General features: G+C 70.7%; 12 protein-coding genes. 2 read left to right on the top strand and 10 right to left on the bottom strand.

The genetic code is table 11. The features are described from left to right. Positions 1-33: 33 nt before the first annotated feature. Positions 34-1,530: an amino acid permease gene (locus tag ACIBAD_RS13725; protein WP_134070340.1), complete on the top strand. Its 1,497-nt coding sequence runs from the start codon at positions 34-36 to the stop codon at positions 1,528-1,530. Between the two features lie 135 nt (positions 1,531-1,665). Here ACIBAD_RS13725 and ACIBAD_RS13720 read toward each other — a convergent pair whose 3' ends face one another. After that, a complete protein-coding gene (locus tag ACIBAD_RS13720) occupies positions 1,666-2,730 on the bottom strand; it encodes an LCP family protein (protein WP_398906561.1) in 1,065 nt (354 codons plus the stop codon). A gap of 293 nt (positions 2,731-3,023) precedes the next feature. Between ACIBAD_RS13720 and ACIBAD_RS13715 the strand changes: the two genes are divergently transcribed. Further along, a complete protein-coding gene (locus ACIBAD_RS13715) occupies positions 3,024-4,001 on the top strand; it encodes a hypothetical protein (RefSeq protein ID WP_134070336.1) in 978 nt (325 codons plus the stop codon). 74 nt (positions 4,002-4,075) lie between these two features. Here the strand turns inward: ACIBAD_RS13715 and ACIBAD_RS13710 are convergent, their stop codons facing one another. The 9 genes from ACIBAD_RS13710 to ACIBAD_RS13670 form a co-directional block, all read right to left on the bottom strand. Continuing rightward, positions 4,076-5,677 (bottom strand): glycosyltransferase family 2 protein, encoded by a 1,602-nt coding sequence (locus ACIBAD_RS13710; RefSeq protein ID WP_398906559.1) that lies wholly within the window; start codon positions 5,675-5,677, stop codon positions 4,076-4,078. Positions 5,678-5,690: 13 nt separating this feature from the next. Beyond that, positions 5,691-6,500, bottom strand: coding sequence for an Ig-like domain-containing protein (locus tag ACIBAD_RS13705; protein WP_134070332.1), 810 nt, complete (start codon positions 6,498-6,500; stop codon positions 5,691-5,693). Between the two features lie 12 nt (positions 6,501-6,512). Next, positions 6,513-7,322, bottom strand: a complete 810-nt coding sequence (locus tag ACIBAD_RS13700) for a rhamnogalacturonan acetylesterase (RefSeq protein ID WP_398906556.1) — start codon at positions 7,320-7,322, stop codon at positions 6,513-6,515. A 2-nt stretch (positions 7,323-7,324) separates the two neighbouring features. Next, the gene (locus ACIBAD_RS13695) at positions 7,325-8,830 is read right to left on the bottom strand and encodes a bifunctional cytidylyltransferase/SDR family oxidoreductase (RefSeq protein ID WP_134070328.1); all 1,506 of its coding nucleotides are present in this window, start codon (positions 8,828-8,830) and stop codon (positions 7,325-7,327) included. Between the two features lie 96 nt (positions 8,831-8,926). Continuing rightward, a complete protein-coding gene (locus tag ACIBAD_RS13690; protein ID WP_134070326.1) occupies positions 8,927-10,921 on the bottom strand; it encodes a hypothetical protein in 1,995 nt (664 codons plus the stop codon). A 109-nt stretch (positions 10,922-11,030) separates the two neighbouring features. Beyond that, on the bottom strand, positions 11,031-12,086 hold the full coding sequence (locus ACIBAD_RS13685; protein WP_134070324.1) for a signaling protein: 1,056 nt from the start codon (positions 12,084-12,086) through the stop codon (positions 11,031-11,033). A 126-nt stretch (positions 12,087-12,212) separates the two neighbouring features. Beyond that, positions 12,213-14,342 (bottom strand): 3-hydroxyacyl-CoA dehydrogenase NAD-binding domain-containing protein, encoded by a 2,130-nt coding sequence (locus tag ACIBAD_RS13680; RefSeq protein WP_398906553.1) that lies wholly within the window; start codon positions 14,340-14,342, stop codon positions 12,213-12,215. Beyond that, the gene (locus ACIBAD_RS13675) at positions 14,339-15,565 is read right to left on the bottom strand and encodes an acetyl-CoA C-acyltransferase (RefSeq protein ID WP_030154540.1); all 1,227 of its coding nucleotides are present in this window, start codon (positions 15,563-15,565) and stop codon (positions 14,339-14,341) included. Before ACIBAD_RS13675 ends, ACIBAD_RS13680 begins: the two co-directional genes overlap by 4 nt. A 199-nt stretch (positions 15,566-15,764) precedes the next feature. Next, entirely contained in the window at positions 15,765-16,559 is a 795-nt protein-coding gene (locus ACIBAD_RS13670; RefSeq protein ID WP_398906550.1) for a ferritin-like domain-containing protein, read from the bottom strand. Positions 16,560-16,652 lie beyond the last annotated feature (93 nt).

Genomic DNA, 16,652 nt, shown 5'->3' with positions numbered 1-16,652 from the left:
TCGTCTGCGTCGTCACCCGTCGGAGGTGCGTCGGTGAGCAAGGACCTGAACAGCGTCTTCCGCACCAAGACGGTGGAGCAGTCCATCCGCGACACGGAGGAGCCGGAACACGCGCTCCGAAAGTCGCTCTCCGCCTGGGACCTGACGGTCTTCGGTGTGGGCGTCATCATCGGCACCGGCATCTTCGTCCTCACGGGCATCGCGGCCCGGAACAACGCCGGACCCGCCACCGCCCTGGCCTTCGTCGCGGCGGGCATCGTCTGCGCCCTCGCGGCCCTCTGCTATGCCGAATTCGCGTCCACCGTCCCGGTGGCCGGATCGGCGTACACCTTCTCGTACGCCTCGATCGGCGAGCTGCCCGCCTGGATCATCGGCTGGGACCTGGTGCTCGAATTCGCGCTCGGCACCGCCGTCGTGGCGGTCGGCTGGTCCGGGTACGTGCGCCACCTCATGCACACCAACCTCGGCTGGGACCTGCCCAAGGCGCTGGAAGGGCCGGACGCGGGCGGAAGCTTCGACCTGCTGGCCTTCCTGCTGATCCTGGTGCTGACCGTGATCCTGGTCATCGGAACGAAGCTCTCGGCGCGGATCACCGCGATCGTGGTCGCCATCAAGGTCTTCGTGGTGCTGCTGGTCATCATCGCCGGCCTGTTCTTCATCAAGGCCGACAACTACTCGCCGTTCATCCCGCCGGCCCAGCCGCAGGAGGCGGGCAACGGCCTCCACGCGCCGCTGGTCCAGCTGCTCTTCGGCTACGCGCCCACCAACTTCGGCGTCATGGGCATCTTCACGGCGGCCTCCCTCATCTTCTTCGCCTTCATCGGCTTCGACGTCGTGGCCACCGCGGCGGAGGAGACCCGGAACCCCCAGCGGGACATGCCGCGCGGCATCCTCGGCTCGCTGGTGATCTGCACCCTGCTCTACGTCGCCGTGACGCTGGTGGTCACCGGCATGCAGAAGTACACGGAGATGTCACCGACCGCGCCACTGGCCGAAGCCTTCAAGTCGGTGAACCAGCCCTTCTTCTCCGGTGCCATCAGTCTCGGGGCGGCCGTCGGCCTGATCACCGTGAGCATGATCCTGCTGCTGGGCCAGACCCGCGTGTTCTTCGCGATGAGCCGTGACGGACTGCTGCCGCGCGTCTTCTCGGTCACCCACCCCAAGTACCGCACCCCCTACCGGGCGACCATCCTGCTCGGCGGGATCATCGCGATCGTCGCGGGCTTCACCAGCCTGGAGAAGCTCGCGGAACTGGTGAACATCGGCACGCTGTTCGCCTTCGTGCTCGTCGCCCTCGGTGTGATCATCCTGCGCAAGACCCGCCCCGACCTGCACCGGGCGTTCCGCACCCCGTGGGTGCCGGTGATCCCGATCCTGTCGATCGCGGCCTCGCTCTGGCTGATGCTCAACCTGCCGGCCGAGACCTGGATCCGGTTCGGCGTCTGGATGGCGATCGGCTTCGTCGTCTACTTCGCCTACGGACGCTCGCACAGCCGCCTCGGCAAGACCGGCCAGGAGGCGAGGTACTAGGTCGCGTCGTCACCGCGGCGTCGGCGGCCCGACCCGCCCCCCCTGTGATCATCGTGTCGATGGGCTGGCGCACGATGAAGCGGGCCGTACGGGAGGTGGTCCCGTACGGCCCGCTTCTTCATGAGACGTGCGACATCAGCCCTTTGCGGGGGAGTTCTTGGCCTCCGCCGGGATCTTCCGGTCGGCGCGCAGGGCCTCCCACAACAGGCCCGCCTGCGGTTCCGCCACGATCACGCGGTTCGGATCCACCTTGTCGTAGGCGACCGGGAGCATGATCGTCTCCATGGTGTCCGGGTCAACGCCCTTCATGCTCTGGGCGAAGTCGGCCAGGGAGGTGAGGGAGGCCAGGTCGGAGTCGGTGGTCAGGGACTTCGTGCCGGCGTCGGCCAGCTTGTAGAGCCGGGCCGGGTTGCCGAGCGCGTCCTGCTTCTTGATCTCCGACAGCATCGCCATCATGAACTGCTGCTGGAGGCCTATGCGCCCGAGGTCGCTGCCGTCCCCGTAGCCGTAGCGGGTACGGACGAACTTGAGCGAGTCGGCGCCGTTCAGCCGGTGCGTCCCCGCGTCGAGCTTGAGCCCGCCCTTGGCCCCGCTCATCGGCTTGTCCAGGGTGACGGTGACCCCGCCGAGGGCGTCCACCAGGCCCTTGAACCCGGCGAAGTCGACCTCGACGAAGTGGTCCACGCGGATCCCGGACATCTGCTCCACGGTCTGGACCACGCAGGCCGGACCGGCCAGCGAGTAGACCGAGTTGAACATGACCCGGTTCGCCGCTTTGACGGTCTTGCCGTCGGCGTCCTTGCACTCGGGCCGGCTGATCAGGGTGTCGCGCGGGATGCTCACCGCGGTGGCCTTGGACCGGCCCTCGGGTATGTGCACCAGCATGGCGGTGTCCGAGCGGGCGCCGCTCACGTCGCCGTGGTCGAGGTCCGCGTTGGCGCCGGCGCGCGAGTCGGAGCCGAGTACGAGGACGTTCTGCGCGCCCGCGACGACCTTCTTCGGGCGGTTGTCACCGATGGCCTGGTCGAGGTCCACGCTGTCGATGTTGCCGTTGAGGTGGCTGTACGCCCACCAGCCCGTGCCGCCGGCGGCGAGGATGAGCAGGGCCACCGACAGCAGAACGATCCGCAGGGCACGCCTGCCGCCGCGCCGCCGCCTGCGCCGGGAGGAAGGAGAGGTGGCAGAGGGCAGGTCGGTCATGGAGGCAGGGCCCTTCTATTATCGATGGGGTGCATCATAAGACACACTTTCGAGTGGCTGGTTCTTTCCGGTGAAGAGCCGGGCCGGTTGAGCAGGACATTCTCGGCAGAAGGGTGAAGAGCGGCGTGGTCCGAGGCAAAAGCGGAAGCCGGGGCGCCACTTCCGTCCGCGCGGCGCAGGACGCACCCCCGGGCGGACCAGGTTCCCGCCGGTCCTCGCCACCGGCCGGAAACTGGCTGTTCAAAGGAGGCGACGGCCGTCTGACGGCCTATGCCTGCACCCCGCACGGCCTGGTGCGCTGGACCGAGGCCGCGGCGCCCCGCACCGGCTGGACCGGCCCGGACGCGTTCGAGGTCGAAGGCTGGTCGGGCACCGCCGCCATGGCGCAGAGCCGCGAGGGGTACGTGCACCTCGTCGGCCTGCGGACTGCCCAGGACGGCTCGGGGCGGCCGGAAATCATCGTTTCCACCCAGTTCCAGCCGGGCCGCCCCATGACCGACTGGCACAGCCTCGGCACCCCCGGGCTGCGCGGCGGCCCCACCGACGACCGGCTCGCAGGCCCGCCGCGCATCGCCGTCAACCAGCGCTCCGGCTCCACGCACGTCCTCGTCTCGATGCGCCGGGGCGGCGTCCTGCGGCGCAGCCGCAACGCCGAGGGCGCGTGGGGCGGTTGGAAGCAGGTGTCCCCGGAGCCGTACGGGAGCGGCGTGACCCCGTTGATGCCCGCCGGCGGCCAGCTGGAGATGCTCGTCCTCGGGCCGGCCGGCGCGGACCGGTGGTCGGGGATCGGCCAGGGCCGCTTCGCGCTCGCGGACCGCATCCCCACCCCCGTCGTTCCCGGCACCCCGGCCGTCTGCGAGACGGGCCCGCGCCGAGTGACGTACTTCTGGCGCTACCCCGGCGACGGCTCGCTCGTCGCCTGGCGGGCCGCCCGGCAGGGCGTCCAGGGCGGCCTGATGGGCCTCGGCGGCGCCGGCGGCCGCGGGGCCCCGGGCGTCGTACGGGCCGACCTCGGTGGCTACGACTGCACGGTGCTCGCGCAGACCGGCGCGGAGGGCGACATCGAAGTCACCGCCTACGTCACCGAGAACGAGGGCTACGGCACCTGGTGGGCCTCCCTCGGGGGGCACGGCGCGCACGCCCCCCAGATGGCGGTCGACGCGGCGGGCCGCATCGTCGTGGCCGCCTTCGACGCGGACGGCGCACTGATCTGCACCCGCCAGGACACCACCCAGCAGGGGCTGGCGTTCGGCCCCTGGGAGGCCGCCTGAGCCCCGGGGCCCTGGGGCCCGGGGCCCTGAGACCTGAGGGTTGACGCCTGGGGCCCGGCGCCCCGCGCCCGGCCTCAGGCCTGCCGCGGCAGCGGCGTCCTTTGGGACACCTCGATGCTGAGGCCGCCGGACTCCGTGTAGTACGGGGTGGCCGCCAGCTCCATGCCCCGCGCGTCCGGCGCCGACCCGATCGGCACCGGCATCCGGGCGGTGGTGTCCAGATCGGCGGAGCGCTTCGGGCCGAGCCGCACCTCCTGGGTCACGCCCTCGAAGCCGACCGCGAGGTACAGGTCCCAGGTACCCGGCTCCAGCGGCCAGCCGCCGGAGGTCTGCGCCAGGTTGATGCGGGCCGAGAACCGGCCCATGGCCCGGGGCTTGCCCTTGGCGTTGGCCAGGGTGTCGTCGCGGCGGGCCGTCACCGCGTAGCTCTCCTGCGCGCCGCTCGTCCGCTCCCGCAGCACCACTCGGGTGGTGCGGTCCTTCGTCGACAGCTGTTCGTAGAAGGCGAACCCGTCCAGCGTCAGCATCGGCCCCTCCCACCGGGCCTTCTGCAGCTGGTGGGTGACCGTCATGTCGCCCGTGATGTCGAACAGTTCGTCCGGCAGGCCCACCTGCGGGTCGCGGAAGAACGGCAGCGTCGTGAAAACCCGGCCGTCCTCCACCGTCTTGCGCACCACGGGCCGGTCCTTGTCCGCCTCGAAGGCGGCCATCCGCTGCGCCTCGGCGAAGCGGCCCTGCGCCAGCAGGGCGAACCGTACGGCCACCATGCGCGGCAGCAGCGCCAGCGCGCCCGGGGAGGCCTGGGTGCGCAGCACCTCGGCCGCGGCCCACAGCGCCTGGTCCCGCTCCGCCGCGTCGGTGGCGGACAGCAGTGCGGCCGCGGTCGCCTTGCCGAGCTCCACCTCCAGGTGCCGCGACTGGAGCCTGTCCCGGCGCGGCCCCTCGGGCAGCTGCGAGGCGACCAGCGCCAGCATCCGGGAGGCCAGGGCGACCCGGTCCGGCAGCGTCGCCCGCACCGCCGGCGCGGGGCCCTTGACCACGCAGGGTCCGTCGCCGACGACCGAGACGTTGTCCGCCCCGATGAGGGCGCGGGCCGTGAACGCCTCGTCTTCGCCGATCGGCATGTCGGTGGGGAAGGCCAGCCCGCGGCGGTGCAGCAGGCTGGTGCGGAACAGCTTGTCCGGCGTCAGCGACCAGTACACGCGCGTGGCGTACAGATCGGCGTAGGCCTGGTTCTTGCGGAACATGGACGTCTCGACCGTGTGCCGGCCGGAGCTCTCCAGCTTGCCCAGCACGACGTCGGCCTCGTACGCGTCGGCCGCCGCGACCATCCGCTCCAGCGCGTCGGACGCCAGTCGGTCGGTGGCGTCCAGGAAGATGACGTACCGTCCGCGCACCTGGCTCAGCGCCCAGTTGCGGGCCCCGGCCGCACTCAGCCCCGGCGAGACCTGCCCGGCGCGCATGAACGAGGGGTACTGGTGGGCCGCGCGGGCCAGGGCGGACCCGCTCTCGTCCGTCGACCCGTCGTCGACGCCGATGACCTCCAGCCGGTCCGTTCCGATGGACTGTGCGAGGACGGAGGCCAGGCAGGCGTCGAGCGCGGCGGCCTGGTTGCAGACCCGGACGGCGACCGTCACGTCCTTGACGTCGGAGGGGCGCACGGCGGCGGTGTTCATGGTCCTGTGTTCCTCATCGGTTCCGCGCGGGCTGCTCGGGCCGGGGCCACGGCATCTCCCCGCTGAGTTCGGGCCACTGCCAGGGGCGGAAGGCCACGTCCACCGGCTGTGCCGGGAAGAGGCCCGGGGTCCGCTCCAGGGAGCCCACGAAGACGTTCACGTGCGAGGTCTGCTGCTCTCCGGCCGGTGTGGCCACGGTGTACGCGAAGCGGTCGTAGCCCGTGAAGGAGGGTGCGGGGGTGTACGTCACCCAGCCGTCGTACGAGAGCTGTGCCTCACCGCCGCGGGGCTGCGTCACGGAGACGGCCGAGCTCCCCGCCGGGGCGCCGGACAGCACGTTGACCGTGCCCGGCTGCCCCGGCTCGGCCGCGATGCGCAGGCTCCGGGCCGTCGGCGGCCGCAGCGGCAGCGCGTCGGCGTCGAGCTTGCCCGTCCGGATGAGCTTGCGGCCGGTCGTGTCCGGGACGGCGACGATGATCTGGGGCCGGATCCGGGGCGCGGTGGCCGTGTCGTGGACCCGCAGGTGCAGGACGCCGGTGCCGGTCTCGCCGGCTTCCGCGCGGATCCGGAACCAGCGCTGCTGCGGGAAGTACTCCAGTCCCTGGACGGCGACGACGTCGGCGGATTCGGCCAGCGGCGCCTCCAGCAGGTAGGCACAGCCGCGTGGGGCACCCTGGTCGGGTGCCACCGACAGACCGAGCTGGAGCGTCTCGCCGGGCGCCACGCCGCGGCGCGGGTCGGCCGAGCCGTACAGGGCCGCGTAGACCGCGCCCGGGGACGGCTCGTCCCCGAGGGCCCGGCCCCGGCACAGGAGGTGATTCACGTGGCTGACTCCTCAGGCGCCGGGGAACTGGGACACACGGGACGTGGTGCGGTGTTTGAACGTCTCCTCGTCCAGCCAGCCCATCTCGTCGTACGAGAAGCGCGTGCGGTCGAGGTCACGGCCCCAGTGGGACGGGATGACGCCCTGTTCGAGCATGCTGCGGACGGCGAACCGGGCGCACTCGATCGCACCCTCGGCCCGCAGGTGCACGTTGTCCCCGTCCAGGACGTCCCGGAGCAGGGGCTCGCCGCGTCGCAGGTAGGTGAACACGGACTTGGTCGCCTCGGGCCCGAGCTCCTCCCACCACTGCAGGCTCTGCCCGTACATGTCGACGACCGGTACGTGCTCCTCCTCGGCCAGCCGGCGTGCGGCGACCGGGTAGTCGCCGAGGAACCGGGCCACGTTGCCGTGCCGGTCGATCCGCCGCCGCTCGTACGGGAGATAGATCACCGGGTGCCCCTGGCGCTCCCGCGCGCCGTCCACGTACGCCCGCATGTGTTCGAGGAACGTGGTGAACGGGTCGGTGTGCAGTCCCGGGTCCGGCTTCCAGTCGGTCTGGCCGAAGCCGAACAGCAGGTAGTCGCCCTCCTCCATCGCTTCCAGGATCCACTGGAGCCGGCCGCGTTCACGGAAGCTCTTGGAGCTGGCCCGCGCCCGGGCACAGGCGACCACCTCCACCTCGTCCGTGAGGAAGAGCGGAAGCACCTGCGCCCACCCGGCCATGGGCAGGTAGCTGTACGGGCGGCTGACGGCGTTGGAGCCGCCGACCACGAAGATCTTCGGGCGTCGGCCCTGCTGCTGCTGTCCGGGTGCGTACGTCACGCCTAGACCCCCTGGTCCTCCGTGGTCGCGATCAGTACGGACGCCAGCGCGGCCTCGAAGCCCGAGCGCTGCGCCGGGGTCGTGGTCGGGTCCTGCTTGCGCACGTCGATGACGTGGCCGGTCATCTCGGAGAGCAGGACGTCCAGGGAGGTCAGGGCGACGGACTCGGAGGTGAGCAGCGATCCCGAGGGCTCCTGGCCGAACGCCTTGGTGCGCATCGGGGTGGCCGTGCGCTCCGGGTTCACGCAGTTGACGCGGATGCCGTCCTCGGCCCACTCGTCGGCCAGCGCCTGGGTCAGGTTGACCATGGCGGCCTTGGTCGAGGAGTACAGGCTGTACTCGGCGCGGCCGCGGGTGTAGCTGCTGGAGGTGAAGAGCAGCAGCTGGCCCCGGGTCTCGCTGAGGTACTTGTACGAGGTCCGGGCGATGTTCACGGGCGCGAGGTAGTTGACGTCGAGCGCCTCGCGGATCGTCTCGTTGTCGGTCTCGTCGAGGCGGCCGACGCGCAGCACGCCCGCGGTGTTGACGACGTAGTCGATGCGTCCGGTCTCGGCGTAGGCGCCGGCCAGGGCCTCCTCGACGTGGTCGAGGTTCTCGACGTGCGTGCCGGTGGTGGAGCGGCCCAGGGCGAAGACGCGGGCCCCGAAGCCCTCGGCGATGCGGGAGATGTCGGCGCCGATGCCGTACGAGCCGCCGAAGACCACCATCGTCTTGCCCGCCAGCTGCTCGCGGTACGCGGCTTCGCCGGCCTGGGCGGGCGCGGCGTGGGAGGCGAGCTGGAACAGCTTGTCGGCGATGAAGACGTCGACGGGCTGGGTGACCTTCATGTTGTAGTCGTCGCCGGTGACGATGTGGACCGGGACGTGGGGCAGGTACTTGACGACGACGGAGCAGTCGTCGGTGGCCTGGAAGAAGGGGTCGGCGGCCGCACGCTCGTACGCGGCGCGGATCGTCGAGAGCCGGAAGCCCTGCGGGGTCTGGCCGCGGCGCAGCCGGGAGCGGTCGGGGACCTCGGTGATGAACTCGCCGTCGGGGCCGTGGGTACGGGTCACGATGACGGTGTCCGAGGACGGGATGGCGACGTCGACGGCCTGGTAGCGCTCCAGGGACTCGACGCATTCGCGCACCACGCGCTGCGAGAGCAGCGGGCGGACCGCGTCGTGGAACAGGAGGTTGCAGTCCTCGCCCTCGCCGAGTCCGGCGGCCGCGGCCTCGATGGCGATCCGGGTGGTCTCGCTGCGGGTCGAGCCGCCCGCCAGGACGCGGGTGACCTTGCCCAGCTTGGCCCGTTCCACGATGCGGCGGGCGTCCTCCACGTACGCGGGCGTCATCAGGAGGATCACCTCGTCGACGTCCGGCGCGTTCTCGAAGATGTGGAGCGTGTGCTCCAGGATCGGCTTTCCGGCGATCTTGAGCAGCTGCTTCGGTATTTCGAGCCCGATGCGCTGGCCGGTGCCACCCGCGAGAACGACGGCGACGGTGCGGTGGGTGACAGGTCTGGAGGACAAGGCTCCTTCTTCCTGAGTGAGGGTGCGGCACGGCGGTGGTGCGGGGTGGCGGTCGGTGGACGGGCGGTGCGACCCGGATGCCCGGGGGAGGTCCGCCTACACGGGGTAGGGGACCTGCTCCGGGTATTCGATGGGGAAGTCGCGCAGCCCCCGCCGGTAGAGGTTGTTGGCGGCCGCGTTGAAGCGGACGATCGAGGGCGGGTACTCCTCGCCCAGGAGGTACTGCTTCAGCTGCTCGCGGTAGGGCGCCATGACGTCCTCGCGCGGGTTCAGCGTGGCCTCGATGGCCTCGGCCAGGCCGTTGCAGTCGCCGTCGAGCAGGTAGGAGGCGTAGGCCGTCCGCTGCTCGTTGCGGAACTGGTCGTCGGGCAGGCCGTCGAGGTTGAAGATGGCGTACGGCTTCAGGGTCGCGACGAAGTCGGAGACGACGCTGGACATGTCGCCGATGAGGAGGTCGGACTGGTTGAAGCAGTCGTACAGGGCCGGGATCCGCTCGGTCACCACGTGGTGCGCGGCGTCGGGGACGGCGTTCCAGTACAGGGCCCCCGCCTGGTTGCGGCTGCGCCGGATGCGCGCGGTCCGCTCCTCCTCGGTGAGGTCCGGGTACTTGGAGCGGACGCCGCGCTCGGAGAGGTCGGCGATGCGCTGGTCGATCCGGGCGAGCTTCTTCGCGGCGGCCTTGGAGTCGGTGAGGTTGCGGCCGAAGCGCCGGGCGTTGTCCTCTTCGAGAAGGGCGATGACACGGCGGTGCGCGGCGGCGGCCTCGGCGGAGCGCGAACCGGTGAGCGGGTGCGGCTTGTAGATGATGCGGATGTCGCGCTCGTAGTCGAGCAGCGCCTTGATCAGCTTCTCGCCGGCCGGGATGACCGAGGTGTAGCAGGCGTCATCGGTCCAGCCCTCCCAGGTGGGGGCGTAGATGACGGTGGGGACGGGCGCGGCGACCTTGCCGGTCCAGCGGTGCAGGGGCATCAGCTGGGGGCGTCCGACCTCGACGATCTGGTGGTGCGACACGGCGTGCTTGATGCGCTCGTAGCGGTCGCGGCCGGCCCGGCCGGCCACCCAGATCTCGTCGAAGACCTTGCTGACCCGGTTGCTGCTCGCGAGCTTGTCGCTGTCGCCGTGGCCGATGAAGACGTGCTTGACCTCGGCGCGCTGGAGCATGTGGACGTTCTTGCCCGCGTTGCCGGGGTAGAGGGCGACCCGGAGTTCGTTCATCTCGATACGGGCGAGATTGTCCGCTTTGGGGATGCAGATGACCGGGACCGAGGTCGCGTCCAGGTAGCGCAGGGTGGCCCGCTCGCGCAGCACGATGATGGGCCGCAGCTCCAGCGCCTCCAGCGCCTCCAGCCACATGTTCACCTGGTACATGAAGTCTTTGGAGACGGCCGCGAAGGTGAAGTAGAGCGCCACCTGGGGTCGGTATTCGGCCAGCTGGTGGTTGAGCTCCTCGATGGCCTCGTCGGTGGTGGGGAGCTTGAGCGCGTTGCGCGCGTCGGGCACCAGCACCAGCAGCGAGAAGTAGGCGAGGAAGACGGTGGTGATCATGCCGTACGTGACGAAGCGCCAGTCGTCCGTGGCGATGGTGGCGAGGGCGCCGGCCACCAGCGGGATGTCCAGGTGCAGCGTCTTGCGGACGTGCTTGTTCATCAGGAACGGGTGCGGCATGCGGCGGATGCCGAGCGCCTCCAGGTCCAGTCCGCGCGTGGTGAACGGCAGTTCGTTGCGCATCTTGCGGACGTGCTTGAGGAGCGCGCCGTACGCGAGCTGCAGGATGAACAGCAGGAGCAGGCCGATGGTGGTCATCTGCGCCACGAACGACTCGATGTCGGCGATGGCCCCGCACAGGCCGAGCAGCAGGAACTGCCGGATGAGGAAGCGCATCGTCAGGCCGAAGCGCGAGTCGCGCAGCTTCTCCAGCGTCGGCGAATCGGTGTTGTGGAGCATCAGGTCGGCGACGTAGCTGAGCGCGGCGCAGCCGGCGAACAGGGGGAGGGAGACGAAGGCGACGGCGACCAGCATCCCGACGAAGCTGAGGATGAGCCCAGAGGTGATCAGAACGCCGAGCACGGCGCGCAGCCGCTTGGAGCCCATGGTGCGGTTCCTCCCCCATGGAGGTATAAGGATCCTGTGAAGTGTCGCAGTAGTATAAGCAGCAATATGGATGGCTCTAGAACGCAGGGTTAACCGCAGGTCAATGCCATCAGGCCGTGAAGCGATACAACGCCAGCTCACGCCGGTCCTGCGTCTTCACGGAAAAGCCGATGCACAATGCGGGCCGTCCGCCGGCCATGGCGACCGCGATTCCCTCCGGCTCCCGGTACACGAGATCCGGTGCCACGGTCACGTGATGACGGCCTTGCGCCTTCCCCGTGCGTACGTCAATTGCGGAGACATAGGTATTTCCGCCGGACTTCCGCGGATTGTCCCCGTCCTTGCCGGTGTACGGGCCGCCGGTCAATACGTAGACGTGGTCCCCGTACAGCGCGCAGCCCTGGAACCACTCCTCCTGCTTGACCTGCACCCCGGCCCTGAGGACCTGGGCGGCGGTGAAGCGCCCGGCCAGGAAGTCCGCCATCCCGTACACCGAGAAGCGGTGCACGCCGTCCTCCTCGTGGCTCACCAGCACCCGCCCGCCGGGCAGGTCGAGCGCGGGCGAGACGTCGGTGGATCCGGGAACCGGGTCGAAATGGCGGACGGAGTCGTCCGAACTGTCGAGGACCGAACCGTCCTTGAACGGGACCCGGACCACGGTGCGGCCGTACCCGCTCTCGGTGTCGGCGCGGCCCTCCACCCATATGTACGTGTGCTGGCCCGTCGGCTCGACGCCGCAGGAAATTCCGTGGCCGAAGCCGCGCAGATACATATGCCCGAGTGTTTTCCCCGAACTGCTCAGCCGGGTCAGGCACATATCGCCGGATGTCTTCCGATCGCCCGAGTCGACCGGATCCTCCTCGCCGTCGAGCCGGATACCGCTCTCGACGATCTGCAGTACGTAGACCTGCCCGTTCGTATCGTCGAACGCGAACGACTGCGGGCCCGTCGTATTGAACAGCGGAGTCGGGGCGAGCAGTTGCGCACCGGTCCGCATGTCGAACGCGCCGGCCATCGGGCCCGCGTCCACCGGGCCCCCGTCGTCCTGCGTGCCGGCCCCGGCGCGCAGCGCCCAGGACAGACCGCCCGCCGTGAGGCCGGCGGCCACCGCACCGCCCGCGAACAGCAGGTTCCGGCGGCTGAAATGTGTCGTGCCATCCGCCATGGACCGCATTCTGCCAGTCCGGACCGGAGGGTTCCGCGCCGGGCCCCCGCCTCGTCCCGTCGAACGGCGGACGCCCGCCCCCCGAGCGAGGGGGGCGGGCGTCCGGGGCGTTCAGGCGCAGCGGTCTCAGACCGGGACGCTCGCCAGACCCGGGGCGAGGAACTTCTTGCCGTTCACGCGCTCCGAGACCCCTTCGCGGTCCAGGTACGGCGTGATGCCGCCCAGGTGGAAGGGCCAGCCGGCACCCGTGATGAGGCAGAGGTCGATGTCCTGGGCCTCGGCCACGACACCCTCCTCCAGCATCAGGCCGATCTCCTGCGCCACCGCGTTCAGGACGCGGTCGCGGACCTGCTCCTCGGTCAGGACGACATCGCCCTGGACCAGGAGCGCGGCGACCTCGGGGTCCAGCTCCGGCTTGCCGGAATCGTAGACGTAGAAGCCGCGCTTGCCGGCCTTGACCACGGCCGCCAGGTTCGGGGAGACGGTGAAGCGCTCCGGGAAGGCGCGGTTCAGGGTCTCGGACACGTGCAGACCGATCGCCGGGCCCACGAGCTCCAGCAGCACCAGCGGGGACATCGGCAGGCCGAGCGGCTCGATGGCCTTCTCCGCCGTGACGACCGGGGTGCCCTCGTCGATGACGTTCTGGATCTCGCCCATGAAGCGGGTCAGGATGCGGTTCACGACGAACGCCGGGGCGTCCTTGGTGAGGACCGCGGTCTTCTTCAGCTTCTTGGCGACACCGAAGGCCGTGGCCAGCGAGGCGTCGTCGGTCTGCTCACCGCGGACGATCTCCAGCAGCGGGAGGATCGCGACCGGGTTGAAGAAGTGGAAGCCGACCACGCGCTCCGGGTGGCGGAGCTTCGAGGCCATCTCCGACACCGACAGCGAGGAGGTGTTGGTGGCGAGGATCGCGTGCGCCGGGGCGACCGCCTCGACCTCCGCGAACACCTTCTGCTTGACGGACATCTCCTCGAACACGGCCTCGATGATGAAGTCCGCGTCCGCGAAGCCCTCGGCCTTGTCCAGGACACCGCTCACCAGGGCGGTCAGGCGGTTGGCCTTGTCCTGGTTGATGCGGCCCTTGCCGAGCAGCTTCTGGATCTCGGCGTGGACGTAGCCCACGCCCTTGTCCACGCGCTCCTGGTCGATGTCGGTGAGGACCACCGGCACCTCCAGGCGGCGCAGGAAGAGCAGCGCCAGCTGCGAGGCCATCAGGCCGGCGCCGACGACGCCGACCTTGGTGACCGGACGGGCCAGCGACTTGTCCGGGGCGCCGGCCGGGCGCTTGGCGCGCTTCTGGACCAGGTTGAAGGCGTAGATGCCCGAGCGCAGCTCGCCGCCCATGATGAGGTCGGCCAGGGCCGTGTCCTCGGCGTCGAAGCCGGCCTGGAGGTCCCCGTCCTTGGCCGCGGCGATGATGTCCAGCGCGCGGTAGGCGGCCGGAGCGGCGCCGTGCACCTTGGAGTCCGCGATGAAGCGGCCCTTGGCGACGGCCGCGTCCCAGGCCTCGCCGCGGTCGACCTCGGCGCGGACGACCTCGGTCTCGCCCTTCAGGACCTTCGCGGTCCACAGGAGGGACTGCTCCAGGAAGTCGGCGCCCTCGAAGATCGCGTCGGCGATGCCGAGCTCGAAGACCTGCTTGCCGCGCAGCTGCTTGTTCTGGTTGAGCGAGTTCTCGATGATCACCGAGACCGCACGCTCCGCGCCGATCAGGTTCGGCAGCAGGGCGCAGCCGCCCCAGCCCGGAACCAGGCCGAGGAAGACCTCGGGGAGCGAGAAGGCCGGGATGGCCTTCGAGACGGTGCGGTAGGTGCAGTGCAGGCCGACCTCGACACCGCCGCCCATCGCCGCGCCGTTGTAGTACGCGAAGGTGGGGACGGCCAGCGCCGACAGGCGCTTGAAGACGTCGTGGCCGCCCTTGCCGATGGCGAGCGCCTCGTCGTGGTTCTTCAGCAGCTCGACGCCCTTGAGGTCGGCGCCGACCGCGAAGATGAACGGCTTGCCGGTGATGCCCGCGCCGACGATGGAGCCCGCGAGGGCCTCCTGCTCGACCTGGTCGATCGCCGCGTTCAGGTTGGCGAGGGACTGCGGGCCGAAGGTCGTCGGCTTGGTGTGGTCGAAGCCGTTGTCCAGCGTGACGAGCGCGAAGCGCCCGGCGCCGAACGGCAGGTCCAGGTGGCGGACGTGCGCGGACGTGACGACCTCGTCCGGGAACAGCTCGGCCGCGCCCTTCAGGAGCTCAGCGGTGGTGCTCACTTGGAGTCTCCCTCGGCGTTGAAGTTCGGGTTCTCCCAGATGACCGTGGCGCCCATGCCGAAGCCGACGCACATGGTGGTCAGGCCGTAGCGGACGTGCGGCTGCTCCTCGAACTGGCGGGCCAGCTGCGTCATCAGGCGGACGCCGGAGGAGGCCAGCGGGTGGCCGAACGCGATCGCGCCGCCGTACTGGTTGACGCGGGCGTCGTCGTCGGCGATGCCGTAGTGCTCCAGGAAGGCGAGGACCTGGACCGCGAACGCCTCGTTGATCTCGAACAGGCCTATGTCCTCGATGGACAGGCCGGCCTGGGCGAGGGCCTTCTCGGTGGCCGGGATCGGGCCGTAGCCCATGACCTCCGGCTCGACACCCGCGAAGGAGTACGAGACCAGGCGCATCTTGACCGGCAGGTTGTTCTCGCGGGCGAAGTCCTCGGACGCGATGATCGCGGCCGTGGCACCGTCGTTGAGACCGGCGGCGTTGCCCGCCGTGACCCGGCCGTGCGTACGGAACGGGGTCTTCAGGCCGGCCAGGTTCTCCAGCGTGGTGCCCGGGCGCATCGGCTCGTCGGTGGTGACCAGGCCCCAGCCGGTCTCGCCGGCGGCCTCGTTGGTGTTGCGCACCGAGATCGGGACGAGGTCCTGCTGGATCTTGCCGTCGGCGTACGCCTTGGCGGCCTTCTCCTGCGAGCGCACGGCGTACTCGTCGGCGCGGAGCTTGGTGATCGTCGGGTACCGGTCGTGCAGGTTCTCGGCGGTCATGCCCATGAACAGGGCGGACTCGTCGACCAGCTTCTCGGAGACGAAGCGCGGGTTCGGGTCGACGCCCTCGCCCATGGGGTGGCGGCCCATGTGCTCGACACCGCCGGCGAGGGCGACGTCGTACGCACCGAAGGCCACGCCGCCCGCGACGGCGGTCACGGCGGTGAGCGCGCCGGCGCACATGCGGTCGATCGAGTAGCCCGGGACGGACTGCGGGAGGCCCGCGAGGATGCCGGCGGTACGGCCCAGCGTCAGGCCCTGGTCGCCGATCTGCGTGGTCGCGGCGATGGCGACCTCGTCGATCTTCTTGGGGTCCAGGTCCGGGTTGCGGCGCAGCAGCTCCCGGATCGCCTTCACGACGAGGTCGTCGGCGCGGGTCCCGTTGTAGATGCCCTTCGGGCCCGCCTTGCCGAACGGGGTGCGGACGCCGTCGACGAAGACGACGTCCCTGACGGTACGAGGCACGTTGGCTCTCCTCCAGGTGCGGGTGTGCACTGCTGCGCGGGGGCGGTCTGCGTCTGCTGCTGAGCGCCCGCTCACCCGGCCATGCTACTTGCCGGTAACTGGCATGCACACCCCCTCCGGGAGGAGCGGCGAACGTCACACTCCCGGCCCCCGGCCCCCGGAGCGCGGCGCTCGGCCGCCCCGCCCCGGACCCCGCGCCTCAAGCCCCGGCGGGGCGGGATCCGGCGGGCGCGGGCGCGGGCGCGGGCGCGGGAACGGGGGCGGGGGCGGGAGTGCGGGTGGAGGCGGGGTGCATCGCCCCGGCCAGGGGGCCGGAGGAGCGGATCACGTCCGCGGTGAACCGCAGGCGCCCGACGCCGAGGTGGCGCAGGGCCGGGCCGTGGTCCACCGCGACCACCGCGCCCGCCCCGGCGAGCAGCCCCCGCCAGGCCAGCAGGGCGCTCCGGCGGGCCGGTGCCGGAAGGGGCGCCAGGGCCTCCCGCAGCCGCCGGCAGTGGAAGGGCACGTGGCGTTCCTCGTCCGCCAGGATCCGCCCCGCCACCTCCGCGGCCAGCGGATCCGGGGCCCCGTCCCGCACCGCCCGGTAGTACCGCAGGGCCACCGCCTCTGCCACCATCAGCACCAGCAGCTCGACCCGCAGCCCCAGCAGCCGCCGCAGCCGTACGAACACCGCGTCGCTCCAGTGCCCCGAAAGAGTCCCGGCCCCGCCCGCAGCCAGGAGCAGCGCCAGCATCCGCGCGTGGTTCTGCTCCTCCGCCACGAAGAGCCGTACGGCCCGTGCGTACTGCGCGTCCCCGGCCCGGTCCGCCTTGCCGATCAGGGCGGAGCCGTCCCCGTCCTCGCCCACCTGGAACCGCTGCAGGCTCCGTACGAGCGCCGGATCGAGGGCGGCTCCCCGGTCCCACTCGGGATCTCCGATCGCCGCGCGCCGCTCCCGCTCGGCCTCGAAGTCGCGTACCCACGTCCCGTATCCCTCGTACCCGTTATTGATCATGTTCAAAAGCTAGCCAGCTTTGAGCGTGTTCAAAAGTGTGCCCGCGGGGCTGTAGCGGAACCGGGACACTCGCCGGGACGCGCAGAGCCCCCG

This window comes from Streptomyces sp. NPDC051109, from assembly GCF_044455885.1.
Taxonomy (GTDB): Bacteria; Actinomycetota; Actinomycetes; order Streptomycetales; family Streptomycetaceae; genus Streptomyces.
This window is presented reverse-complemented; position numbering and strand designations above follow the sequence as displayed.